Source organism: Streptomyces sp. NPDC056222, from assembly GCF_042264065.1.
In the GTDB taxonomy this organism is placed as follows: Bacteria; Actinomycetota; Actinomycetes; order Streptomycetales; family Streptomycetaceae; genus Streptomyces.
Genome location: NZ_JBHJTL010000083.1, coordinates 1 through 22,878, shown reverse-complemented (window position 1 = coordinate 22,878; position 22,878 = coordinate 1). Strand labels below are relative to the sequence as shown.

22 protein-coding genes are annotated in these 22,878 nt (G+C 70.5%); 9 read left to right on the top strand and 13 right to left on the bottom strand.

The genetic code is table 11. The annotated features are described in order from the left end of the window. The first annotated feature begins 5 nt into the window (after positions 1-5). Positions 6-857 carry a deoxyribonuclease IV gene (locus ACFC0D_RS29685; protein WP_376442380.1) on the top strand — a complete coding sequence of 284 codons (852 nt, stop codon included), beginning with the start codon at positions 6-8 and terminating at the stop codon, positions 855-857. Between the two features lie 82 nt (positions 858-939). Next, on the top strand, positions 940-1,494 hold the full coding sequence (locus ACFC0D_RS29680; protein WP_376442377.1) for a DUF4396 domain-containing protein: 555 nt from the start codon (positions 940-942) through the stop codon (positions 1,492-1,494). A 29-nt stretch (positions 1,495-1,523) separates the two neighbouring features. On the opposite strand, the gene ACFC0D_RS29675 is transcribed toward ACFC0D_RS29680, so the two are convergent. After that, the gene (locus ACFC0D_RS29675; protein ID WP_329121526.1) at positions 1,524-2,156 is read right to left on the bottom strand and encodes a sulfite oxidase-like oxidoreductase; all 633 of its coding nucleotides are present in this window, start codon (positions 2,154-2,156) and stop codon (positions 1,524-1,526) included. A gap of 176 nt (positions 2,157-2,332) precedes the next feature. On the opposite strand from ACFC0D_RS29675, the gene bfr reads away from it, so the two are divergent. Continuing rightward, entirely contained in the window at positions 2,333-2,809 is a 477-nt protein-coding gene (gene bfr / locus ACFC0D_RS29670; RefSeq protein WP_376442373.1) for a bacterioferritin, read from the top strand. 25 nt (positions 2,810-2,834) lie between these two features. Here bfr and ACFC0D_RS29665 read toward each other — a convergent pair whose 3' ends face one another. Beyond that, entirely contained in the window at positions 2,835-3,080 is a 246-nt protein-coding gene (locus tag ACFC0D_RS29665; RefSeq protein WP_376442371.1) for a bacterioferritin-associated ferredoxin, read from the bottom strand. Positions 3,081-3,200: 120 nt separating this feature from the next. Next, on the bottom strand, positions 3,201-4,553 hold the full coding sequence (locus ACFC0D_RS29660) for a class II 3-deoxy-7-phosphoheptulonate synthase (protein ID WP_361961694.1): 1,353 nt from the start codon (positions 4,551-4,553) through the stop codon (positions 3,201-3,203). A gap of 157 nt (positions 4,554-4,710) precedes the next feature. On the opposite strand from ACFC0D_RS29660, the gene ACFC0D_RS29655 reads away from it, so the two are divergent. The 3 genes from ACFC0D_RS29655 (at position 4,711) to ACFC0D_RS29645 (ending at position 9,665) form a co-directional block, all read left to right on the top strand. Continuing rightward, the gene (locus ACFC0D_RS29655; protein ID WP_376442368.1) at positions 4,711-7,536 is read left to right on the top strand and encodes an N-acetylmuramoyl-L-alanine amidase; all 2,826 of its coding nucleotides are present in this window, start codon (positions 4,711-4,713) and stop codon (positions 7,534-7,536) included. 104 nt (positions 7,537-7,640) lie between these two features. After that, complete coding sequence (locus tag ACFC0D_RS29650) at positions 7,641-7,697, top strand: trp operon leader peptide (protein ID WP_079110815.1); 57 nt, start codon at positions 7,641-7,643, stop codon at positions 7,695-7,697. Between the two features lie 99 nt (positions 7,698-7,796). After that, on the top strand, positions 7,797-9,665 hold the full coding sequence (locus ACFC0D_RS29645) for an anthranilate synthase family protein (protein WP_376442365.1): 1,869 nt from the start codon (positions 7,797-7,799) through the stop codon (positions 9,663-9,665). A gap of 82 nt (positions 9,666-9,747) precedes the next feature. Here the strand turns inward: ACFC0D_RS29645 and ACFC0D_RS29640 are convergent, their stop codons facing one another. From ACFC0D_RS29640 to ACFC0D_RS29625, 4 genes are all read right to left on the bottom strand, one after another. Further along, positions 9,748-10,776: a 6-phosphofructokinase gene (locus ACFC0D_RS29640; RefSeq protein ID WP_376442362.1), complete on the bottom strand. Its 1,029-nt coding sequence runs from the start codon at positions 10,774-10,776 to the stop codon at positions 9,748-9,750. Positions 10,777-10,954: 178 nt separating this feature from the next. Beyond that, positions 10,955-11,626 carry a response regulator transcription factor gene (locus ACFC0D_RS29635; protein ID WP_362363627.1) on the bottom strand — a complete coding sequence of 224 codons (672 nt, stop codon included), beginning with the start codon at positions 11,624-11,626 and terminating at the stop codon, positions 10,955-10,957. After that, complete coding sequence (macS, locus tag ACFC0D_RS29630; protein WP_376442359.1) at positions 11,623-12,834, bottom strand: MacS family sensor histidine kinase; 1,212 nt, start codon at positions 12,832-12,834, stop codon at positions 11,623-11,625. The genes ACFC0D_RS29635 and macS overlap by 4 nt, the downstream gene beginning before the upstream one ends. 36 nt (positions 12,835-12,870) lie before the next feature. Beyond that, positions 12,871-13,617: a lysophospholipid acyltransferase family protein gene (locus tag ACFC0D_RS29625; protein ID WP_376442356.1), complete on the bottom strand. Its 747-nt coding sequence runs from the start codon at positions 13,615-13,617 to the stop codon at positions 12,871-12,873. 216 nt (positions 13,618-13,833) lie between these two features. Here ACFC0D_RS29625 and ACFC0D_RS29620 point away from each other — a divergent pair, with 216 nt between their 5' ends. Beyond that, positions 13,834-14,616: an alpha/beta hydrolase gene (locus ACFC0D_RS29620; RefSeq protein WP_376442353.1), complete on the top strand. Its 783-nt coding sequence runs from the start codon at positions 13,834-13,836 to the stop codon at positions 14,614-14,616. Then, positions 14,609-15,232 (top strand): hypothetical protein, encoded by a 624-nt coding sequence (locus ACFC0D_RS29615; protein WP_376442350.1) that lies wholly within the window; start codon positions 14,609-14,611, stop codon positions 15,230-15,232. The genes ACFC0D_RS29620 and ACFC0D_RS29615 overlap by 8 nt, the downstream gene beginning before the upstream one ends. Before the next feature lie 141 nt (positions 15,233-15,373). Here ACFC0D_RS29615 and ACFC0D_RS29610 read toward each other — a convergent pair whose 3' ends face one another. The 6 genes from ACFC0D_RS29610 to ACFC0D_RS29585 all read right to left on the bottom strand — a co-directional run bounded on the left by ACFC0D_RS29610 (position 15,374) and on the right by ACFC0D_RS29585 (position 20,765). After that, positions 15,374-16,117 (bottom strand): endonuclease/exonuclease/phosphatase family protein, encoded by a 744-nt coding sequence (locus ACFC0D_RS29610; RefSeq protein ID WP_376442348.1) that lies wholly within the window; start codon positions 16,115-16,117, stop codon positions 15,374-15,376. Between the two features lie 144 nt (positions 16,118-16,261). Next, entirely contained in the window at positions 16,262-17,203 is a 942-nt protein-coding gene (locus tag ACFC0D_RS29605) for an ROK family glucokinase (RefSeq protein WP_376442345.1), read from the bottom strand. A gap of 66 nt (positions 17,204-17,269) precedes the next feature. Continuing rightward, positions 17,270-17,713 carry a DUF5304 domain-containing protein gene (locus ACFC0D_RS29600; RefSeq protein WP_376442343.1) on the bottom strand — a complete coding sequence of 148 codons (444 nt, stop codon included), beginning with the start codon at positions 17,711-17,713 and terminating at the stop codon, positions 17,270-17,272. Between the two features lie 41 nt (positions 17,714-17,754). After that, on the bottom strand, positions 17,755-18,867 hold the full coding sequence (locus ACFC0D_RS29595; protein WP_376442341.1) for an ArsA family ATPase: 1,113 nt from the start codon (positions 18,865-18,867) through the stop codon (positions 17,755-17,757). Between the two features lie 596 nt (positions 18,868-19,463). After that, positions 19,464-19,907 carry an SRPBCC family protein gene (locus tag ACFC0D_RS29590; RefSeq protein ID WP_376442338.1) on the bottom strand — a complete coding sequence of 148 codons (444 nt, stop codon included), beginning with the start codon at positions 19,905-19,907 and terminating at the stop codon, positions 19,464-19,466. Positions 19,908-19,997: 90 nt separating this feature from the next. Then, positions 19,998-20,765 carry a metallophosphoesterase gene (locus tag ACFC0D_RS29585; protein ID WP_376442336.1) on the bottom strand — a complete coding sequence of 256 codons (768 nt, stop codon included), beginning with the start codon at positions 20,763-20,765 and terminating at the stop codon, positions 19,998-20,000. Between the two features lie 257 nt (positions 20,766-21,022). Here ACFC0D_RS29585 and ACFC0D_RS29580 point away from each other — a divergent pair, with 257 nt between their 5' ends. Further along, positions 21,023-22,819, top strand: a complete 1,797-nt coding sequence (locus ACFC0D_RS29580) for an AMP-dependent synthetase/ligase (protein ID WP_376442333.1) — start codon at positions 21,023-21,025, stop codon at positions 22,817-22,819. Positions 22,820-22,878 lie beyond the last annotated feature (59 nt).

The following is a 22,878-nucleotide window of genomic DNA, read 5'->3' as shown; positions in this document are numbered from 1 at the left end:
AACTCATGCGCAACCCCGTCGGCGGCCATGTACCCGTGGCCGGCGGCCTCGCCACGGTCGGTCTGGGCTACGCCCGCGACCTGGGCGCGGAGACCGTCCAGGTCTTCGTCGCCAACCCGCGCGGCTGGGCCACCCCCGTCGGCAACCCGGCGCAGGACGAGCTGTTCCGCGCCGGGTGCGAGGCCGAGTCCCTGTCGGCCTGGGTCCACGCCCCGTATCTGATCAACTTCGGCTCCCACACCGAGGCCACCGTCGAGCGGTCGGTCGAGTCGCTGCGGCACTCGCTGCGCCGGGGCCGGGAGATCGGGGCGAAGGGCGTCGTGGTGCACACCGGTTCGGCGACCGGTGGCCGGCCACGGGCGGAGGCACTGGCGCAGGTACGGGAGCGGATGCGGCCGCTGCTCGACGAGCTGACGCACCCGGACGACCCGTTCCTCCTGCTCGAGTCGACGGCCGGGCAGGGGTTCTCGCTCTGCTCGCGCGCCGAGGACTTCGGCCCGTACTTCGATGCGCTGGACCGCCATCCGAAGCTCGGCATCTGCCTGGACACCTGCCACATCTTCGCCGCGGGCCACGATCTGACCGGTCCGTACGGGATGACTCAGACGCTCGACCGGCTGGTGGAGGTCGTCGGCGAGGGACGGCTGAAGCTGATCCACGCAAATGACTCCAAGGATGTCGTCGGCGCGCACAAGGACCGGCACGCGAACATCGGAGCCGGCCACATCGGCGAGGAGCCGTTCCGGGAGCTCATGCGGCACCACGCGACCGAGGGCGTCCCGCTGATCATCGAGACCCCCGGCGGGAAGGAAGGGCACGTGGCGGACGTGGAGCGGCTGAAGAAGCTCAGGGGCTGAGTTTCCCGTTGAGGAATACCCCTGGGGGGTATACGGTTCCTGTGAAGGCAGCAGGAACCGCTACCGGTCATTGGGGGACCTCATGGAGCACGAGGCGCACACGCATCACCACTCCGCGCACGACCACGCCACCCACCACGGGCACGAGAGCCGAGCCGCCCACGAGGGCCACGGCGGCCACCAGGGACACACACCCGGCAAGGTCAGCTGGTCCATGGCGGCGAAGGCCACCCTCCACTGCCTCACCGGATGCGCCATCGGCGAGATCCTGGGCATGATCATCGGAACCGCGCTCGGCTGGGGCAACGCCCCGACGATGGCCCTCGCCATCGCGCTGGCCTTCTTCTTCGGCTACTCGCTGACCCTCTGGGCGGTCGTCCGCGCCGGCCTGGGCCTGAAGGCCGCCATCGGCGTCGCGCTCGCCGCCGACACACTCTCCATCGTCGTGATGGAGATCGTCGACAACGGAGTGCTGCTCCTGGTCCCCGGCGCGATGGACGCGCATCTCTCGGACGCGCTGTTCTGGGGCGCCCTGGCCTTCGCCTTCCTCGTCGCCTTCCTGATCACCACACCCGTCAACAAGTGGATGATCGGCCGCGGAAAGGGCCACGCGGTGGCCCACCGGTACCACCACTGAGACAGCGCACGAGGGACGGGCCCGGAGCGCTACAGCTCCGGGCCGTCCCCGGGCTCCTCCTGGTACGAGTACCGCTGCTCCGTCCACGGGTCGCCGATGTTGTGATAGCCGCGCTCCTCCCAGAAGCCGCGGCGATCGGCGGTCATGTACTCCACGCCCCGGACCCACTTGGGCCCCTTCCAGGCGTACAGGTGGGGCACCACGAGACGCAGCGGGAAGCCGTGCTCGGCGGTGAGCAGCTCACCGTCCTTGTGGGTGGCGAAGATCGAGCGCTCCGAGGCGAAGTCGGCGAGCCGCATGTTGGCGCTGAAGCCGTACTCGGCCCAGACCATCACATGCGTGACATTGGCGGCCGGCGGGGCTAGCTCCAGGATCGTCCGGGCCGGCACCCCACCCCATTCGGCCCCGATCATGCTGAACTTCGTGACGCAGTGCAGATCGGCCACGACCGTCGAGAACGGGAGCGCCGAGAACTCCTCGTGGTTCCAGCACCGCTTGTCGCCGTCCGCCGTGGCCCCGAAGACCCGGAACTCCCAGCGGTCGGGCTTGAACTTGGGGACGGGGCCGTAATGGGTGACCGGCCAGCCTCGCTGCAGCCGCTGCCCCGGCGGAAGATCCGACTGCCCTGCTTCCCGGTGTACTCCGCTCTCCGGCTGACCCATGTCATCCATGGTGACAGACCGCGAGGGGTGGTCATGACCAGCCAACCTCGCACACCAGCTTGATTCGGGGCAAGCCCCACTAAGCCTGCACTTACTGGACGCCCCCCATCCGTGGTGCAAGGATGCGGCCATCCTGCCCAGTCACGACATAGACATGCGTGGAAGGAGCCTCTGCGATGCAGGGCGACCCCGAGGTCCTCGAGTTCCTCAACGAGCAGCTGACCGGCGAGCTGACGGCCATCAACCAGTACTGGCTGCACTACCGCATCCAGGACAACAAGGGTTGGACCAAGCTCGCCAAGTACACCCGCGAAGAGTCCATCGATGAGATGAAGCACGCGGACAAGCTCACCGAACGCATCCTGATGCTGGACGGTCTGCCCAACTACCAGCGGCTCTTCCATGTGCGGGTCGGTCAGACGATCAAGGAGATGTTCGAGGCGGACCGCCAGGTGGAGGTGGAGGCGATCGACCGCCTCAAGCGTGGCATCGAGGTCATGCGCGCCAAGGGGGACATCACCTCGGCGAACCTCTTCGAGGAGATCCTGGCCGACGAGGAACACCACATCGACTACCTCGACACCCAGCTGGAGCTCATCGAGAGCCTCGGCGAGGCGCTGTACATCTCGACGCTCATCGAGCAGCCGAGCTAATCGGCTCCGGGCGACCCGGGAAACCCTACGCGGCTTCGGAGAGGTCCTCGGGGGCCGACGCCAGGGCCGGCATTCCCTGGTCCAGGAGCTCGCGTCGGGGGCAGTTGCCGCGCCCGAGGATGGCCTGGATGCGTCGCACACAGGAACCGCAGTCGGTTCCGGCCTTGCAGGCCGAGGCGATCTGGCGAGGCGTGCAGGCGCCCGCGTCCGCGTGCTCCTTGACCTGCTTCTCCGTAACGCCGAAGCATGAGCAGACGTACACGCGGTTCACCTCCTGCCGGGATCGATAAGGCTAACCTAACCTTACCCGGCGCCTACCAGGTGTAAAGCCCGGAAATGACTGTGGGGCGCGGATCACATGGATCCGCGCCCCACAGTCGTAGGAAGCCACTTACTGATCGCGGTACATCTCCGCGACCAGGAACGCCAGGTCGAGCGACTGGCTGCGGTTCAGCCGCGGGTCGCAGGCCGTCTCGTAGCGCTGGTGCAGGTCGTCGACGAAGATCTCGTCGCCGCCGCCCACGCACTCGGTGACATCGTCACCGGTGAGCTCGACGTGGATGCCGCCCGGGTGCGTGCCGAGGCTCTTGTGGACCTCGAAGAAGCCCTTGACCTCGTCGAGCACGTCGTCGAAGCGCCGGGTCTTGTGGCCGGAGGCCGCTTCGAAGGTGTTGCCGTGCATCGGGTCGGTGACCCAGGCGACGGTCGCGCCGGAGGCGGTGACCTTCTCGACCAGCTCCGGGAGCTTGTCCCGGACCTTGTCGGCGCCCATGCGGACGATGAAGGTCAGCCGGCCGGGCTCACGGTCCGGGTCCAGGCGGTCGATGTACGTCAGCGCGTCGTCGACCGAGGTCGTCGGGCCCAGCTTGATGCCGATCGGGTTCGCGATCTGCGAGGCGAACTCGATGTGGGCGTGGTCGAGCTGGCGGGTGCGCTCACCGATCCAGACCATGTGGCCGGAGGTGTCGTACAGCTTGCCGGTGCGCGAGTCCGTACGGGTCAGCGCACCCTCGTAGTCGAGCAGCAGCGCCTCGTGGGAGGCGTAGAACTCGACGGCCTTGAATTCGGCCGGGTCGGTGCCACACGCCTTCATGAAGTTCAGCGCGTTGTCGATCTCGCGCGCCAGCTGCTCGTAGCGCTGGCCCGAGGGGGACGACTTCACGAAGTCCTGGTTCCAGGCGTGCACCTGGCGCAGGTCGGCGTAACCGCCGGTGGTGAAGGCGCGCACCAGGTTGAGCGTGGAGGCGGAGGCGTTGTACATCCGCTTCAGACGCTCGGGGTCCGGGATGCGGGCCTTCTCGTTGAAGTCGAAGCCGTTGACCGAGTCGCCGCGGTAGGTCGGCAGGGTCACGCCGTCGCGGGTCTCGGTCCCCTTCGAACGGGGCTTGGAGTACTGCCCGGCGATGCGGCCGACCTTGACGACGGGCACGGAGGCCGCGTACGTCAGGACGGCGCTCATCTGGAGCAGGGTCTTGAGCTTGGCACGGATGTGGTCGGCGGAAACGGCGTCGAAGGCCTCGGCACAGTCGCCGCCCTGGAGCAGGAACGCCTCGCCACGGGCGACGGCTCCCATACGGGCGCGCAGCTGATCGCACTCGCCCGCGAAGACGAGCGGCGGATACGACTCGAGGTCCGCGATCACATCGCGCAGAGCCTCGGCATCGGGGTACTCAGGCTGCTGCGCCGCGGGAAGGTCTCGCCAGGTGTTGCCACCGGTAGCGGTGGTCTTAGCGTTCACGGTCACAACCACCACATTACGGGGTCGGGCGACCTGTCCAGGGACGCGACCAGTGGCTGAGACGCGCGTCCGAAATGTCTGTGAACAAGGTTCACGCCTTCGAGTGGTGTTACCCTCACGCGCGTTTAAACATCTGAGGCTTGAAATAACCACAGGGGTGGGTGTGACTCAAGGGCACCGCAAGGACCGCAAGAAGAAACGGCTGCTTTACGGTGCGGCGGCGGCGGTCGTCGCCACCGCGACGATCGGCACGATAGCCGTGGCGTCGCCCGGCATCCTGGGCGCCTCGGACGACAAGCCCGGCGCGGTGTCGCTGCAGACGCAGTTCGCGCAGGCGGCGGACGAGTTCGACGTGCCGCAGAGCGTGCTGATGGCCGTGTCGTACCGGCAGACGCGGTGGGAGTCCCACGACGGCGAGCCGAGCACGACCGGTGCGTACAACGTCATGGGTCTGACGGATGTCGACCCGGAGGACATGGAGCCCGAGGCCGACGAGGAACGCCTCGAGCACATGAACCGGAGTGGCGACCCCAACGTCGAGAAGCACTTCGACGCACAGAAGGCGCTGCGCACCACGCCGAAGGAGACCGTCGACACCGACGATCCGCGGCTGCACACCCTGGACAAGGCCGCCGAGCTGGTCGACGGCTCCGCCGACTCCCTGAAGAACGACACCGCCGCGAGCATCCGCGCCGGCGCGGCGCTGCTCGCCGAGTACCAGAAGCAGGCGACCGGCAATCTGCCGGACGAGGCCGGTGCCTGGTACCCGGCCGTGGCGCGCTACAGCCAGGCGCCGGACAAGAAGGGCGCCGACCTCTTCGCGAAGCGGGTCTTCGAGTCGATCAAGACGGGCGAGCGGGAGCTCACCACGGACGGCGAGCGGGTCGTCCTGCCCGCCGATCCCTCGGTCGAGCCCGTGAAGCCGTCGAACGTCCCGCTCGCCGCGACCTTCGCGGCGACGACGGCGACGGCCGACTGCCCTGTGGGCCTGAACTGCAACTTCATCCCTGCCGGTTTCCGGCAGAACAGCACGACCGACCCGACGGACTACGGCAACTACAACGTCGCCAACCGCCCCGAGGCCGGCTACGACATTCGCTACATCGCCATCCACGACACCGAGGGCGGCTACGACGGCTCGCTCGCCGTCTTCAAGAACCCGGCGTCGTACGCGAGCGCGCACTACCTGATCCGCGCCTCGGACGGTCTCGTCACCCAGATGGTCGAGAACAAGAACGAGGCCTGGCACGCGGGCAACAAGACCCTCAACATGCACTCGATCGGCATCGAGCACGAGGGCTACGCCATCAAGAGCGGCTCCTGGTACACCGAGCCGCAGTACGAGTCCTCCGCCGCGCTCGTGAAGCACCTGGCGACGAAGTACTCCATCCCGCTGGACCGCCAGCACATCATCGGCCACGACGAGATCCCCGGCGTGCTCGACGAGAAGGTCCGCACCCAGCACTGGGACCCGGGCCCGTACTGGGACTGGAACCACTACATGTCGCTGCTGGGCGCCCCGACGGGTGTCGGCGGCGCGGGCGGGCTGCTCAAGGCCGGCCAGATCGTTCGCTACGTCCCGCCGTTCACCACGGCCAACCAGCCGACGCTGACGTACGGCGGAGCCGCTGTCGCCGCGCGGCCGTCGAACTTCAACTACCTCTACACCTCGCCGTCGACGAGCTCGGCCACCCTCACCGACCCGTACTTCTCGTCCACCTGGTCGGAGGGTTCCAACTGGGCGAACAAGCTGGTCGCGGGCGGCGAATACGTGGTCGCGGAGAGCCAGTACAACTGGACGGCGATCTGGTACGGCGGCAAGAAGGCCTGGTTCCAGAACCCCGGCGGCCAGTGGACCATCCCGGTCGGCACGGGCACCAAGACGGTGACGCCGAAGGCCGGCCTGACCTCCGTCAAGGTCTACGGCCGTGCCTACCCCGAAGACGCGGCCTACGCCGGAACGAACGTCGCGGTTCAGTCCCGCGGCCAGGAGTCGCTGACGAAGTACAGCAGCCTCCTGCTGTCGGGCCAGAAGTACGTCCAGGGTGGCGCCCAGGTCGCCGGTGACTACTACTACGGCGGCACCTTCGACGGAACGGGCGCCGGCTCGCGCACCCTGGTCAAGGGCACGGCGAACCAGTTCATCCCGATCCGGTTCAACCACCGGATCGCCTGGGTGAAGGCGTCCGACGTGGACGTCGTCGCCGGTGCCGCACCGGTCCCCGCGACCAACCGCTACAACGTCGTCGCCCGGGACAGCTCCGGCGTCATCTGGCAGTACCAGGGCACCGGCAGCGCCTCCTGGCAGTTCCTGAACCGCTACCGCGTCGGCAGCGGCTGGCAGGGCTACGACGTCATCACCCCGATGACCGCGCTGCGCGCCGACGGTACCGGCGACGTCGTGGGTCGCGAAGGCGGCGACGTGCTCTGGTACCACCAGGGCAGCGGCAACCCGTCCGCGCCGTTCAAGGGGCGGGTCAAGGTCGGTCCCGGCTGGGGCGGCTACGACAAGATCGTCGGCATGCGTGACCTGACCGGTGACGGCAACGCCGACCTGCTCGCGCGCGAGAAGTCGGGCGCGATCTACCTGTACAAGGGCACCGGCATCCCGTCCGCGCCGTTCACCACCCGCGCGAAGCTCGGCACGGGCTGGCAGGGCTACACCATCATCCTCGGCGCCGGCGATCTGACGGGTGACGGCAAGCCCGACATCCTGGGCCGCGAGGCGTCCGGAGTCCTGTGGATGCACAAGGGCACCGGCAACGCCGCCGCGCCGTACACCAGCCGGGTCCAGGTCGGCACCGGCTGGAACATGCACAACGTCATCCTCGCTCCGAGCGACCTGACCGGTGACGGCAAGGTCGACCTGATGGCACGGGACACGACCGGCGTCGCATGGCTGTACCCCGGCACGGGCAGCGCCACGTCCCCGATCGGTGCCCGCATCAAGATGGGTCCGGGCTGGGGGATCTACAACTCGATCTTCTGATTCGAGGAATCGATCCTGTCGATCTGTGAAGAGGGGCCCGGCTCGCACCGTCCACGGTGCGGACCGGGCCCCGTTTCCCTGTCCGGCTGGGCTACAGTGCTCGCATGTTCGCGCTGCAGATCCAGAACTGGTGGTGGACCGCTCATCCGGCGGCCCACTGACTGCGCGTACACCGAGACACGCGAAGGCCGCCCCGAGGGGCGGCCTTCTTCCGTTTCAGGAGCCGTTCCTCTCCGAATTCCCCGGAAGGAACACTCACCATGGACCTCTCCCGACTCCTGGACCCCTCCTGCCCTCCCTTCGCGCTGCTCCGCAGGCGCACGCCGGGCCGTGATCACGACACCGTCGAAGTGCTGATCGGCGCGGTCCACGAGGCCGGGCGGCTCGCCGAGCTGCCCGTCGGCACGCTGCCGACGCTCGCCCTCGTGCCGTTCCGGCAGATCCGCGAGCGCGGCTTCGACGTTCGCGACGACGGCACCCCGCTCGCCGTCCTGGTCGCCGAGGAGGCGTACGAGCTGCCGCTCGCCACCGCGATGGAGCAGCTGCCCGGTCATGACGTGCGGGTGGAGGCCGGCGGTTTCGACGTCTCGGACGAGGCGTACGCCGAGACCGTACGGCGGGTCATCGACGAGGAGATCGGCTCCGGCGAAGGCGCCAACTTCGTCATCCGCCGCACCTACACCGGCGAGATCCCGGGCTTCGGACGCGCCGACGCCCTGGCGCTGTTCCGTCGGCTGCTCGCGGGCGAGCGGGGCGCGTACTGGACCTTCGTCGTCCACACCGGGGACCGCACGCTGGTCGGTGCGAGCCCCGAGGTGCACGTCCGGATGTCGGGGGGCACGGTCGTGATGAATCCGATCAGCGGCACGTACCGCTACCCTTCGGGCGCCGCGCCGACCCCCGAGGACCTGCTGACCTTCCTCGCCGACCGCAAGGAGACCGAGGAGCTCTCCATGGTGGTCGACGAGGAGCTGAAGATGATGTGCACCGTCGGCGACATGGGCGGAGTGGTGATCGGGCCCCGGCTCAAGGAGATGGCGCATCTCGCGCACACCGAGTACGAGCTGCGCGGCCGTTCGTCCCTCGACGTACGGGAGGTGCTGCGGGAGACGATGTTCGCGGCGACGGTCACCGGCTCCCCCGTCCAGAACGCCTGCCGGGTCATCGAGCGGCACGAGGTCGGCGGGCGCGGCTACTATGCGGGCGCCCTCGCCCTGCTCGGCACCGACGAGAACGGGGTCCAGACGCTGGACTCCCCGATCCTCATCCGGACCGCCGACATCGCCGGGGACGGGCGGCTGCGGGTGCCGGTCGGCGCGACCCTGGTGCGCCACTCCGACCCGTCGGGCGAGGTCGCCGAGACCCATGCCAAGGCTGCGGGTGTGCTCGCCGCTTTGGGGGTACGGGAGGGGCGGCCGCGCGAGGAGTCCCCGCGGGCGGCCCGGCTCGCGGACGATCCGCGGGTGCGGGCGGCGCTGGACGCCCGGCGGGCCGATCTTGCGCCGTTCTGGCTGCGGATGCAGGTCCGGTCGGCCGAGCTGAGCGGCCACGCGCTGGTGATCGACGCCGAGGACACCTTCACCGCGATGCTCGCGCATCTGCTGCGCTCCTCGGGCCTGGAGGTGTCGGTCGTCCGTTACGACGAGCCGGGACTGCGGGAGCTCGCGCTCTCCCACGACGGCCCTGTGGTGCTCGGCCCGGGACCGGGGGATCCGTCGGACGCCGCCGATCCGAAGATGCGTTTCCTGCGCGGGCTCACCGCCGATCTCGTACGCGGCCACCGGCATGGTCTTCTGGGTGTCTGCCTGGGCCATGAGCTGATCGCGGCCGAGCTGGGCCTGGAGATCGTCCGCAAGCGCACCCCGTTCCAGGGCGCGCAGATGCGGATCGACCTCTTCGGGCAGGAGCAGACGGTCGGGTTCTACAACAGCTTCACGGCCCGCTGCGACGACCGGACCGCCACCGAACTGGCCCTGCACCGGATCGAGGTGAGCCGGGACGCGGCGACGGACGAGGTCCACGCCCTGCGCGGGCCGGGCTTCGCGGGCGTCCAGTTCCACCCGGAGTCGGTGCTGACGATGGAAGGGGCGTCGCTGACCGCGTCTCTGCTCGCCGGCGTGCTGGTCTAGGACGGACACGCCCAGGGCGCGGGGGAGCGATGGGCCGTACATGCGCGGACAGCGCGTATACGGCCCATGCCCCTCGGGGTGCTCAGCCGAAGAAGACGCCCACCTCGGCGTAGAGCGCCGGATCGACCGTCTTCAGCCGTGCCGTGGCCTCGGAGATCGGGACGCGGACGATGTCGGTGCCGCGCAGCGCGACCATCTTTCCGAAGTCCCCGTCGCGCACGGCCTCGATGGCGTGCAGTCCGAAGCGGGTGGCGAGCCAGCGGTCGAAGGCGCTGGGGGTGCCACCGCGCTGCACATGGCCGAGGACGGTGGTCCGGGCCTCGTTGCCGGTCCGCCGCTCGATCTCCTTGGCGAGCCACTCGCCCACGCCCGAGAGCCGGACGTGTCCGTACGAGTCGAGGGTGCCGTCCTTGAGGACCATGTCCCCGTCCCGGGGCATCGCGCCCTCCGCGACGACCACGATCGGGGCGTACGTGGCCTTGAAGCGCGAGGTGACCCAGGCGCAGACCTGGTCGAGGTCGAAGCGCTGCTCGGGGATGAGGATGACGTTGGCGCCGCCCGCGAGGCCGGAGTGCAGGGCGATCCAGCCGGCGTGACGGCCCATCACCTCCACCACCAGGACCCGCATATGGGACTCGGCGGTGGTGTGGAGGCGGTCGATGGCCTCGGTGGCGATCCCGACGGCGGTGTCGAAGCCGAAGGTGTAGTCGGTGGCGGACAGGTCGTTGTCGATGGTCTTCGGCACGCCCACGCAGGGGACGCCGTACTCGTCGACCAGCCGGGCGGCGACCCCGAGGGTGTCCTCGCCGCCGATCGCGATCAGGGCGTCGACCTCGCACTTGGCGAGGTTCTCCTTGATCCGGCGGATGCCGTTCTCCACCTTGAGCGGATTGGTGCGCGAGGAGCCGAGGATGGTGCCGCCGCGCGGCAGGATGCCGCGGACGGCGGGGATGTCGAGCCGTACGGTGACGCCGTCCAGCGGGCCGCGCCAACCGTCGCGGAACCCGGTGAACTCGTAGCCGTACTCCTGGATGCCCTTGCGGACGATGGCACGGATGACCGCGTTGAGACCGGGGCAGTCGCCGCCCCCGGTCAGTACGCCGACGCGCATGGAGCTCTCCTTCACCGTGGCGGACGGGATGCGCGACCCACGCTAATCGTGACGTGGGTCACTCCGACACAGCGCGAAGAGTGAATTGTCCGTGCCCGCCCGGACGATGGGCCCGGCGCGCCCGGAAGACCGGGCCGGGCGCGCACGGAAACCCGGCGGCCCGGCGCGCCCGGAACGCTCAGGCGTCGTCGAGGCCGCGCTCGATGGCGTACCGGACGAGCTCCACGCGGTTGTGCAACTGGAGCTTGCCGAGGGTGTTCTGGACGTGGTTCTGCACGGTGCGGTGCGAGATGACCAGGCGCTCGGCGATCTGCTTGTAGCTCAGACCCTTGGCGACCAGGCGCAGGACCTCGGTCTCGCGCTCGGTCAGCTGCGGCGCCTTCGACTCGTCGCCGCCGGCCGCCGGAACGGGCTCGGAGGCGAGGCGGCGGTACTCGCCGAGCACCAGGCCCGCGAGTCCGGGGGTGAAGACGGGGTCGCCGACGGCGGTGCGGCGCACGGCGTCGATCAGCTCGGCCGTGCTGGCGGACTTGAGCAGATAGCCGGTGGCGCCGGACTTGACCGCCTCCAGGACGTCGGCGTGCTCGCCGCTCGCGGAGAGCACGAGGACCCTCAGCCGGGGGTTGGCGCCGACCAGCTCCTTGCAGACCTGGACGCCCGGCTTGGCGGGCAGATTGAGGTCCAGGACGAGGACGTCCGGGGCGGCCGCGCCGGCGCGGCGCACGGCCTGTTCGCCGTCGCCCGCCGTGGCCACCACGTCGAAGCCCGCCTCGGCGAGGTCGCGGGCGACCGCGTCCCGCCACATCGGGTGGTCGTCCACGACCATCACTCTGATCTGCTGCTCGCTCATCGTGTTCCTGCCTTCCCCCGTGGATCCCGCGGGACCTTCAGTTCGACTTCCGTGCCCTGGCCCGGGACCGAGATCAGCTCGGCCGTGCCGCCCAGATCGCGCAGCCTGCCCCGGATGGACAGGGCGACGCCCATCCGGCCCTCGCCCTCCGCCTGGGCGAGCCGCCCCTCCGGGATGCCCGGGCCGTCGTCCCGTACCGTCACGATCACCTCGTCCGGCCAGTCCTCGACCAGGATCCAGGCCTGGGCGTTCCCGCCCGCGTGCACCCGGACATTGTCCAGGGCGGCGCCGACGGCGGCGGCCAGCTCGCGGGCGGCGGCGGGCTGCAGCATGACCGGGGCGCCCGGGTCGGAGAGCGTGACCTTCGCCCCGGCGCGCGGGGCGAGCAGGGCGCGCAGATCGACCGGGCAGTCGTCGTCCGGCTCCTCGACGATGCGGACCACGGCGCCTTCGGACTCGTCCTCGGAGACCAGCGACGGTCGGGTCAGCCCACCGGCGACCAGGGTCCGCAGCGCGACCTCCTGCTCCCCCGCCATCCGGCCCAGCTCGGCGGCCTCGCCGCCCAGTGCCGTACCGCGCCGCTGCACCATCGCCAGAACCTGGAGGACGCTGTCGTGGATGTCCCTCGCGAGCCGCTCCCGCTCCCGGGTCGCGGCCTCGATCTCCAGGGCGCGGGCGAGGGTGCGTTCGGATGCGCGGGCGACCTCGACGACGTAGCCGATGGCGATGGACGCCACCCAGACGAGGAGGACGTTGTGGAGGGTGTCCCGGGTGGGGTGGGCGCGCTCGATGATGTTGGCGACGGCGACCAGCGAGGAGGCGAAGCCTGCCCAGCGCCAGCCGCCCTTGATCGCGTACGCGAGGACGGCTCCGGCGGTCCATATCGTCGGCAGAGTGGGACCGTCGACCGACTGGGCCTGCTCGTCCGCGAGCGGGGTGAGCAGGATGCCGGTCAGGGCGACGGTCAGGTCGGCGATCAGGAAACGCTTGGTGCAGCTGGCCGCGTTCGCCACCTTGGGCAGGGTGGCGAGGGTCCAGACGCACATGACGGCGAGGAAGGCGACGGCCACCCAGGGCCGCTCGTAACGGTCCCGGGCGAAGACGAAGATCAGAACGGCGTAGATCATCGTTCCGACGCGGTACGCGGTGAGCGCGCGCCACAGCGGCTGCTCGACCGACATCCGCACGACACGCTCGCGCTTGGCCATCTCCCCCACCCCTGGGCGCCCCCCTCTACCAGAGGGTCAGGCGCCGGACTCTTCCCGCGCCGCGATCTCGGCCTTGACGGCCTCCTTGGCGGCCTTCTCGGCATCCGCGATCTGACGCTTGGCAGCGGTCGCGTAGATGTCGACGTACTCCTGGCCGGACAGCTTCATGATCTCGTACATGACCTCGTCGGTCACCGAGCGGAGGATGAAGCGGTCGCCCTCCATGCCCTGGTAGCGGCTGAAGTCGAGCGGCTTGCCGATCCGGATCCCCGGGCGCATCAGCTTGGGCACGACCTTGCCGGGCGGCTGGATCTTCTCGGTGTCGATCATGGCGACCGGGATGACCGGCGCGCCGGTGGCCAGGGCCACGCGCGCGAGGCCGCCGGGCTTGCCGCGGTAGAGCCGGCCGTCGGGCGAGCGGGTGCCCTCGGGATAGATCCCGAAGAGCCCGCCCTTCTCGATGACGTCTATACCGGCCTTGATCGCCGCCTCGCCCGCACCGCGGGCGCCGGAGCGGTCCACGGGGAGCTGGCCGACGCCCTTGAAGAAGGCGGCGGTGAGCTTGCCCTTCACACCCGGCGAGGTGAAGTACTCGGCCTTGGCGATGAAGGTGACCTTGCGGTCGAGGACCGCCGGCAGGAAGAAGGAGTCCGAGAAGGACAGGTGGTTGCTCGCGAGGATCGCCGGCCCCTCGGCGGGAATGTTCTCGAGGCCCTCCACCCAAGGCCTGAAGGCGACCTTCAGTGACCCTCCGATGGAGAACTTCATTGCGCCGTAGATCAACTCGAGTACCTTCCGTGTGCTGTCGGACAGACCTTATCCCGCCTTTTCCCGCCTGCCCTCGCGGGTGTGGCCGTGTGCGGCGCACCTTCGTGCGAACGGCCCTGGTCGGTGTCGGTCCGGTCGCGTACGGTGAAGGTTCTTCCCTCTTTCGTCGTTGCTTCGTCGCGGTACTCGCCGTACTCGCACCTCGAAGCCGAACCCGAACAGGAGACCCCGGTGCCGGTCCTTCCTGGAGCCGAGCCGTACCGCCATGAGGGCGGAGAGGTCGGCGTCCTTCTCTGTCACGGTTTCACCGGTTCCCCGCAGTCGCTGCGCCCGTGGGCGGAGTATCTGGCCGAGCGCGGTCTCACGGTGTCGCTGCCGCTGCTGCCCGGGCACGGCACACGCTGGGAGGACATGCAGCTCACGACCTGGAACGACTGGTACGCGGAGGTGGACCGGGCGCTGCAGGAGCTGCTCGCGAGCTGCGAGCGGGTCTTCGTCTTCGGCCTGTCCATGGGCGGGGCGCTGGCGCTGCGGCTCGCGGCCAAGTACGGGGACGCGGTGCAGGGCCTCGTCCTGGTGAACCCGGGCAACAAGGTCCACGGCCTGGCGGCGCACGCGCTGCCGGTGGCCCGCCACTTCGTCCGGTCGACGAACGGCATCGCCAGCGACATCGCCAAGGAGGGTGCGACGGAGGTCGGGTACGACCGGGTGCCGCTGCACGCGGCGCACTCCCTGCGACGGTTGTTCCAGACGGTGGACGCGGAGCTGCCGCAGGTCACGCAGCCGCTGGTGGTCCTGCACAGCACGCAGGACCATGTGGTGCCGCCCGCCGACACGGCGCGGATCCTGAGCCGGATCTCCTCGACGGACGTGAAGGAGATCCTGCTGGAACAGAGCTACCACGTGGCGACGTTGGACCACGATGCGGAGCGGATCTTCGAGGAGAGCTGGGCGTTCCTCTGCCGCCTCGCTCCGGAGGCCGTGGGGGAGAAGGGGAGCACGAGCAGTGGCTGAGCAGCAGGACGGCGAGCGCGAGCCGCAGCCGATCGACGAGGAAGCGGCCTGGGCCGCGATCGTCGCCGGGTACGGCGAGGAGCCGGCGGACCCTCCGGGGGCGAGGCCCTTCAGATCGGTGGAGGACCTGGCACTGCCGGAGCCCGTGGAGGGTTCCGACGACGGTGACGACGACGGCGAGGACGAGGAGGAAGAAGAGGAGGACGGCGAGGACGAGGATCCTCGGAAGCCCGTCCTCGGCGGCTCGGTCGTCTTCGCGCCCGGCGTGAGCGTGGGCGGCGGCCCGCGCGACTACGAACTCGCGGATCCGGACGCCGAGACCGGCGAGAAGCCGGCCGGCAAGAAGGGCGAGGACGGCGACGAGGGCCACTTCGTCCCGCCGGAGCCTCCGCCGCTGCCGGAGGCGGACGCGACCACGAAGTTCGCGTGGCTTGGCGTCGTCGGCGGCCCGGTCCTGATGCTGCTCGCGGTGCTGCTCAAGTGGGACATGACGTGGTGGCTGACCACGCTCTGCGTGGGCGGCTTCCTCGGCGGCTTCGCGACGCTCGTGGCGCGCATGAAGCACGACGACGACGATGACGGCTACGACGACCCGGGGCGCGGCGCGGTGGTGTAGCGGACCCGGCACCGCTCCGTCCGTTCCCGGCCGCGGGATCCCGGCGGCCGCGAGGACCGGGAGATGGGCTGATCCTCCCGGCGGACTCCGTCCGCCGGGTGCCGTCACCCCGGCCTCCGCCCCCGCCTCCGGCCTCGCCGCTCAGGTCGCCGGAATCCTGACCGCCGCGAGGACCGGGAGGTGGTCCGTCGCCGTTCTCAGGTCCGTCGGGTCGAGGTCCGCCGGGACTCCGCAGCCCAGGAACTCGACACCCCCGGTCGCCAGGATCGCGTCGATGCGCTGGTGCGGGTCGGTGGGCGTCGAGGTGTACTCGCCGCCCCAGGGGCTGGCCGCCCAGCCGTCCTGGAGCTCCTTGGTGAGACGGGTGAAGCTCCGGCCGCCGGGGCGTTCGTTGAGGTCCCCCGCGACGATCGTGTGCGGGACGTCCATGGCGGCGACCCGGTCGAGAACCATCCCGGCCTGCGCGTACCGTTCGTCGCTACGCAGACTCAGATGACAGCTGATCAGCCCGACCCTCGCGCCCGCGAACCGTACGACGGCGGTGGCGAGGCCGCGCCGGTGCAGCCCCGGGGTCAGCGGCAGCAGCACGTCCTCGGTCCGCTCCACGGTGGCCCTCAGCGAGCACATCAGCAGCGGCCCGGCGGCCGTGGCGCCGCCGCTCAGCACGACGAGCTCGCTCTTGGCTGCGAGCCGGGCCGCGTGCTTGCGCCAGCGGAAGAAGCGCGGCGCCTCCTGGACGAGGACGAGATCGGGCGCGCAGGCCCGGATGACCCGGGCGAGGGCGTCCTCGTCGTCGCGCATCGAGCGGATGTTGTAGCTGAGCACCCGGACGACGGCCGAACCGTCCGCCTCGGTGCGGGAGTTGGGCAGTCCGGTGATCGCCATGCCCAGCAACATACGACAACCGCCCGTCGGTCCCCAGAGGACGCGACGGGCAGACGTGGCCTCGACGTGCGGAACGCCGCCCCTCGCGCGAGCGCGGGACGGCGTTCCGAGTCGTACGAATGCCGTACGAGCCTGGCGTGGGCGTCAGCCCTGGCGGGCCAGGTCCGCCGCGCCGACCAGACCGGCCTTGCCTCCGAGCTGGGCCGCGAGGACCTGGGCGTGCGGGCGCCACTCGCCGCCGATCAGCCAGCGGCGGAACGACTTCCGGATCGGGTCGAGCACCAGCTCACCCTCGTCCGAGACGCCTCCGCCCACGATGAACGCCGAGGGGTCGAAGAGCGACGCCAGGTCCGCGAGGCCGGCGCCGGCCCAGCGGGCCAGCTCGCGGAAGGAGTCCACGGCCACCGGGTCGCCCTGTCGGGCCGCCGCGCTGACGTGCTTGCCCTCGATGCCGTCGGGCGTGCCGTCGCCCAGGCCGAGGAGGATCTCCGCGTGCTCGGGCGTGGCGTGGGCACGCTGCTTCGCGTACCGGACGAGCGCACGGCCGGAGGCGTACTGCTCCCAGCAGCCCTGGCTGCCGCAGCCGCACAGCAGGCCGTCGGGGACGACCCGGATGTGGCCGAACTCGGCCGCCACGCCGAAGCGTCCACGGCGGAGCTTGTTGCCGATGATGATGCCGCCGCCGAGGCCGGTGCCGAGCGTGATGCAGATGACGTCCTCGTGGCCCTGCCCGGCCCCGAACCTGTACTCGCCCCAGGCCGCCGCATTCGCGTCGTTCTCGACCACGACGGGCAGGCCGACCCGTTGTTCGACCTTGTCCTTCAGCGGCTCGTGCCGCCAGTCGATGTTCGGCGCGAAGAGGACGGTGGCGCGCTTGTCGTCGACGTAGCCCGCGGCACCGATGCCGACAGCCTCGATCTGATGACCCTTGCCGGCCTCGGACACGGCGGCGCAGATCGCGTCGACGATGCCTTCGGGGGTCGGCGGGGTGGGCACCTTGTGCGTGTCGAGGATGTTGCCCTCCTCGTCGACCACGCCGGCCGCGATCTTCGTGCCGCCGATGTCGACGCCGATGGTGAGTCCCATGTGTCCCTCAGTTTTCGGTCGAGCCCCGCTAAGGCCAACCGTACCCGAGGGGGGCGACCGTACTGATCAGTCCAGGTCGATGTGCTGCCCGGTTCCGGGCCCGTCGTCGTCCTTCTTGGAGTCCTCGGGCCGGTCCGGCCGGGATTCCTTGCGCGGGTCGTCCGGCTCGTCGCGGGTCCAGCGCGTCTCGTGGCCCTCGACCGCCGAGCGGTAGGCGGCCAGCAGTTCGTTGCCGGCGGCGGCGAGGTGGTCGAAGACCTGCGGGTTGCGCTCGATGACGGGCTCGACGGCCGCCTTCGCCTGGTTGACCAGCTGCTGCACGGTGCCCTGGGCTGCCATGCCCATCAGCGGGTTCCGCATCGAGGAGACCTTGTCGGCGACGGCGTCGAAGAGCTTGCGGAACTCCTCGGCGGCCGAGCCGGGCTCCGCGCCGGCCTCGGCGCGGCGGCGCGCCTTCTCGGCCTCCAGGTCCTCGGCGCACGCCTTGGCCCAGGCATCCGAATCGCTCATGGCGTACTCCTTACGGCTTATACCGTCGACGGTACACGGCCTCAGGACGTCCGGGGCCAGAGACCGGCATCCGGTGCGAAGCGGACCCTCAGATCGCCGTCGACGAGCCCGGCGCCGGCGACCGTGCAGCGGCGCAGGGCGGGCGGCAGCGGGACGTTGCGGCGGAACGGGCCGACGGCGAGGAGAAGTTCGTCCCCGCGGCGGACGAGGGAGAGCTCGCCCTTGACGGCACCGGGCAGGGGGATGTGCCAGACGAGGATGCCGTCGTCGTCCCTGCGGTCCTCGACGGTCCACTCGGGGGCGGGTGCGGGTTTGGCGTCGACCGCGAGCAGAGCGAGGTCCTCCGGGCCGCGCAGGTCCCGGCCGAGGTGCGGGAGCGCGTGCACGGCCCCGTCGTGGGAGGTACGGAGCCGGGCCAGGTGCTCGTGCTGCTGGGCGGTCAGCCCGGCGAGCCATGGGTCGGGCGAGTCGGCCGGGAGCAGCTTGTTGGCGATCACGGTGTCGAGGGCGAGGCGGTGGAGCGCGAGGCCCAGGCGGGCGGTGCACAGGGCGTCGGAGGCGGCGGGTCCCGGCTCGACGACGAGGCGGACGGCGGTGGTGGGGTCGTCGACGACGGCCTGGACGGCGGCGAGCTCGGCCTCCCAGCGGGCCGTCGTCGCGTACAGCCACTGGGCGGGCATGGGGACGCCGGCGAGCTGGGCCAGCATGGGGCGCAGGGCGCGGGCGGCCTGTCGCTCGGGCGGCAGGATGCGGCGGAGGTAGCGGCGCAGCTGCTCGGGCAGCGCGAGGAGGGCGAGGGCTTCGAGCAGCGGGGGCAGGTCGACGACGACGAGGTCCCAGTCACCGGCGGCGGCGCGCAGGGCGCGGAGCAGGGCGAACTGGTGACTGCCGGGGAGTTCGGTGAGCTCGGCGTCCTCGAAGGGGGCGGCGCCGAGGAGGTCGAGGGCGGCGCCGGAGCGGGCCTGCAGGGCGAGGAACTCGCGGCGGAAGTCGGCGGCGGGGGCGGGGCGGAGGAGCTCCACGCCGGGCGTCTCGTCGGCGTCGCCCGACACCAGGAGGACCCGCCGGCCGGCCTGCGCCTCGGCGAGCGCGGTGGCGGAAGCGACGGTGGTACGACCGGCGCCGCCGGTCCCGGTGACGAGCAAGATCCCCATACGACGGAACGTTACCGCCCCGCCGCAACAGGCCTCCCCCGCGGGGCGGTGCCCACTCCCCCGGGCTGTAGGCAGCCGTTCCGCGGGGCGGCACCCACCCTCAACCCCCGCCCCCCGGTTGTGGGCAGGCGTTCCGCTCACGCGGGTTGTGGGCAGGCGTTCCGCTCACGCGGGTTGTGGGCAGGCGTTCCGCAGGGCGGAACGGGTGGGCACAACCCGACGACGGCGCCGCACCCGTGCGCACCGTACGGACCGGGAGCCTGGGCCCGGCAAGGGCGCCGTTCCGTTGTGCCCACCCTCCCCCAGACTTCGTCCGGGGGGACCCCCAGCCCCAGCGGAACAGTTGCCCACAACGGGGGTGGGAGGGGTGAGGCGTGGGTGGGCGCCGCCCCAGCGGCACGGGTGCCCACAACGGGGGTGGGAGGGGTGAGGCGTGGGTGGGCGCCGCCCCAGCGGAACAGTTGCCCACAACGGGGGGGGGGAAGGGTGGGCCCGCCCCGGCGGAACAGTTGCCCACCGCCGGTGGGACGGGCGGGGCGCCGCCCCGGCGGCGCCGGGGCCCGGACGACGCGGTCGCGCAGGCGCCGCCCCCGCGGCTACGCGCCCGATTCCACCCGCTTCTTCAGGCCCGCCAGCGCCCGGTCGATGATGACCTTCTCCGCCTTGCGCTTGATCATGCCCAGCATCGGGATCTTGACGTCCACCGTCAGCTGGTACGTCACCTCGGTGCGCGTCCCGCCGCCCGCCGGGGCCAGGCGGTACGAGCCGTCCAGGGAGCGGAGCATCTGGGACTTGACCAGCGTCCAGGAGACCTCGTTGTCGCCGGTCCAGGTGTACGCCAGCGTGTGGTCGTCCTTGATCGCGCCCGCGTCGAGCAGCAGCCGCACCTTCTCCGCGCGGCCGGCCGCGTCCTTCTCCAGGACCTCGGCCTCCTTCACCTCGCCCGTCCACTCGGGGTAGCGGGCGAAGTCGGCGATCACGCCCATGACGTCGGCCGGCGCTGCCTCGATGGTGATGCTCGAGCTGGTGTGTTCGGCCATCGCTGTGGCTCCTCCACTGTGCGGTCCGGCGGAAGTCGAAGGGCACGAACCGTGCCGACCGAAGGCTATCGCGCCGTCACCGAAGGCCCGTCACCACTCCAGCGTCCACGGCCTGCCCGTCGCCGCGAAGTGGCCGACGTTCACGCATTCCGTGCTCCCGACCCGCATCCGGCGCGCCAGCGGCTGGTGGACGTGGCCGAAGAGGGCGTACCGCGGCCTGGTGCGCCGGATCGCGTCGAGCAGGGCGCTGCTGCCGCGTTCGAAGCGGCGCGCGACCGTGTCGTAGGTCAGCTCGGGGACGTCCGGAGGAATGTGACTGCACAGCACGTCGACCTCGCCGAGCGCCTCCACCTTCGCCGCGTACTCCTCGTCGGAGATCTCGTACGGCGTCCGCATCGGGGTGCGCAGTCCGCCGCCGACGAAGCCGAAGACCAGCCCGTCGAGCTCGACCCGCTCGCCGTCGAGGACCGTGGTCCCCGGCCGGGCGTACTCGTTCCACAGCCCCGGGATGTCGACATTTCCGTAGGTCGCGTAGGTGGGGGTCGGGAAGGCCGCGAACAGTTCCTCGTACTGGCGCCGCACCGCGGACTCGATGGCCGTGTTCCGGTCGACGGCCAGTTCGGACCAGAGGCGTCGTCCCAGGTCACGAGCTTCGTCGAAGCGGCGCGCGGTGCGCAGTTCGACGATCAGGTCGGCGTTCTCCACGCCGAAGAGGTCGGGGAAGATGCCGCGACTGTGGTCGGCGTAGTCGAGGAAGAGCACCAGGTCGCCGAGACAGACGACGGCGTCCGCACCCTCCCCCGCCTTGAGGAGGGCACCTGCGTTCCCGTGCACGTCACTGACCACGTTGATCCTCATGCGGCTCAGCGTAGGGCGTCGGACCTGCGGTTACTTCCGAGTCCGGAAAGCTGTGGATTACTGTGCGCGAAGCACGGCCACTACTGTGTGATGCACCGAACATCTGGCCAGACCCCCCTATCGGGAACCGAGTACTGATGGGTAACGTCCGGGCAGTCCAGTTGTGCTCACCCCCACTGAGCACCTGCCCGATCTTGGACCGCACCGGTGCATTCACACAGAGCCGTGGCGCCGGCGCCCGATGAGGAGCAGCAGTCTTGCGCGAGTTCAGCCTTCCGGCCCTGTACGAGGTCCCCTCGGACGGCAATCTGACGGATCTCATCCGCCGCAACGCGTCTCAGCACCCAGACACCGCCGTCATGGGACGCAAGGTGGCCGGCGTCTGGACGGACGTCACCGCCAAGCAGTTCCTCGCCGAGGTCCGCGGGGCCGCGAAGGGTCTGATCGCCGCCGGCGTGGAGCCGGGCGACCGGGTCGCACTGCTTTCCAGAACGCGGTACGAGTGGGTACTCCTCGACTTCGCGATCTGGAGCGCGGGCGCCGTGACGGTGCCGGTGTACGAGACGAGTTCGCCGGAACAGATCCAATGGATCCTCGGTGACTCGGGCGCCTCGCTCGCCCTCGTCGAGTCCCCCGCCCACCAGGAGTCGGTGGAGTCGGTCCGGTCGAACCTGCCCGCGCTGAAGGGCGTCCTGCAGATCGAGGCCGACGCCGTCGCCCAGCTCACCGCCACCGGTGCGGACGTCTCCGACGAACTGCTCGACGAGCGGATGTCGTCGGCGCACGCGGACGACCCGGCGACGATCGTCTACACCTCGGGCACCACCGGCCGCCCCAAGGGCTGCGTGCTGACGCACCGCGCGTTCTTCGCGGAGTGCGGCAACCTGGTCGAGCGACTGAAGCCGCTCTTCCGGACCGGCGAGAGCTCCGTGATGCTCTTCCTGCCGGCCGCCCACGTCTTCGGCCGCATGGTGGAGCTCGCTGCGGTCATGGCGCCGATCAAGCTCGGCTGTCTGCCGGACATCAAGAACCTCACCGACGAGCTGGCCTCGTTCCGGCCCACCCTGATCCTCGGTGTGCCGCGCGTCTTCGAGAAGGTCTACAACTCGGCGCGCGCGAAGGCCCAGGCGGACGGCAAGGGCAAGATCTTCGACAAGGCCGCGCACACGGCGATCGCCTGGAGCCGGGCCACCAGCACCCCGCAGGGCGCGTCGCTCGGTCTGAAGATCAAGCACAAGGTCTTCGACAAGCTCGTCTACAGCAAGCTGCGGGCGGTGCTGGGCGGGCGCGGTGAGTACGCCATCTCCGGCGGAGCGCCGTTGGGCGAGCGACTCGGCCACTTCTACCGCGGCATCGGCTTCACCGTCCTGGAGGGCTACGGCCTGACGGAGTCCTGCGCGGCGACGGCGTTCAACCCGTGGGACCGGCAGAAGATCGGCACGGTGGGTCAGCCGCTGCCGGGCTCGGTGGTGCGGATCGCCGACGACGGCGAGGTGCTGCTGCACGGCGAGCACATCTTCACCGGCTACTGGAAGAACGAGGCCGCGACGGCGGAGGCGCTGGCCGACGGCTGGTTCCACACCGGTGACATCGGCACGCTCGACGAGGACGGCTACCTCGCGATCACCGGCCGGAAGAAGGAGATCCTGGTGACGGCGGGCGGCAAGAACGTCGCCCCGGCGGTCATCGAGGACCGGATCCGTGCGCACGCGCTGGTCGCCGAGTGCATGGTCGTCGGCGACGGCCGTCCGTTCGTGGGCGCGCTGGTCACCCTGGACGAGGAGTTCCTCGGCCGCTGGGCGAGCGAGCACGGCAAGCCGGCGGACTCGACGGCGGCGTCGCTGCGCGACGACGCGGAGCTGCTCGCGGAGATCCAGCGGGCGGTGGACGACGGCAACGCGGCCGTGTCCAAGGCCGAGTCGGTACGGAAGTTCCGGATCCTGAACTCCCAGTTCACCGAGGAGGCGGGCCACATCACGCCGTCGCTGAAGCTGAAGCGCAACGTGGTGGCGAAGGACTTCGCGGACGAGATCGAGGCGATCTACCGCCCGTAGGCACGGGTGCCCGAACCACGACGGGCCCGGGGGGACGCCGTTCGGCGTCCCCCGGGGCC

What these genes read in the sequence shown, in the direction of transcription:
- ACFC0D_RS29685 (WP_376442380.1), top strand. Translation starts at nt 6, where the DNA reads ATGCGCAACCCCGTCGGCGGCCATGTACCCGTGGCCGGCGGCCTCGCC.
- ACFC0D_RS29680 (WP_376442377.1), top strand. Translation starts at nt 940, where the DNA reads ATGGAGCACGAGGCGCACACGCATCACCACTCCGCGCACGACCACGCC.
- ACFC0D_RS29675 (WP_329121526.1), bottom strand. Translation starts at nt 2,156, where the DNA reads ATGGGTCAGCCGGAGAGCGGAGTACACCGGGAAGCAGGGCAGTCGGAT.
- bfr (WP_376442373.1), top strand. Translation starts at nt 2,333, where the DNA reads ATGCAGGGCGACCCCGAGGTCCTCGAGTTCCTCAACGAGCAGCTGACC.
- ACFC0D_RS29645 (WP_376442365.1), top strand. Translation starts at nt 7,797, where the DNA reads ATGGACCTCTCCCGACTCCTGGACCCCTCCTGCCCTCCCTTCGCGCTG.
- ACFC0D_RS29640 (WP_376442362.1), bottom strand. Translation starts at nt 10,776, where the DNA reads ATGCGCGTCGGCGTACTGACCGGGGGCGGCGACTGCCCCGGTCTCAAC.
- ACFC0D_RS29635 (WP_362363627.1), bottom strand. Translation starts at nt 11,626, where the DNA reads ATGAGCGAGCAGCAGATCAGAGTGATGGTCGTGGACGACCACCCGATG.
- macS (WP_376442359.1), bottom strand. Translation starts at nt 12,834, where the DNA reads ATGGCCAAGCGCGAGCGTGTCGTGCGGATGTCGGTCGAGCAGCCGCTG.
- ACFC0D_RS29610 (WP_376442348.1), bottom strand. Translation starts at nt 16,117, where the DNA reads ATGGCGATCACCGGACTGCCCAACTCCCGCACCGAGGCGGACGGTTCG.
- ACFC0D_RS29605 (WP_376442345.1), bottom strand. Translation starts at nt 17,203, where the DNA reads ATGGGACTCACCATCGGCGTCGACATCGGCGGCACGAAGATCGCGGCC.
- ACFC0D_RS29600 (WP_376442343.1), bottom strand. Translation starts at nt 17,713, where the DNA reads ATGAGCGATTCGGATGCCTGGGCCAAGGCGTGCGCCGAGGACCTGGAG.
- ACFC0D_RS29595 (WP_376442341.1), bottom strand. Translation starts at nt 18,867, where the DNA reads ATGGGGATCTTGCTCGTCACCGGGACCGGCGGCGCCGGTCGTACCACC.
- ACFC0D_RS29590 (WP_376442338.1), bottom strand. Translation starts at nt 19,907, where the DNA reads ATGGCCGAACACACCAGCTCGAGCATCACCATCGAGGCAGCGCCGGCC.
- ACFC0D_RS29585 (WP_376442336.1), bottom strand. Translation starts at nt 20,765, where the DNA reads ATGAGGATCAACGTGGTCAGTGACGTGCACGGGAACGCAGGTGCCCTC.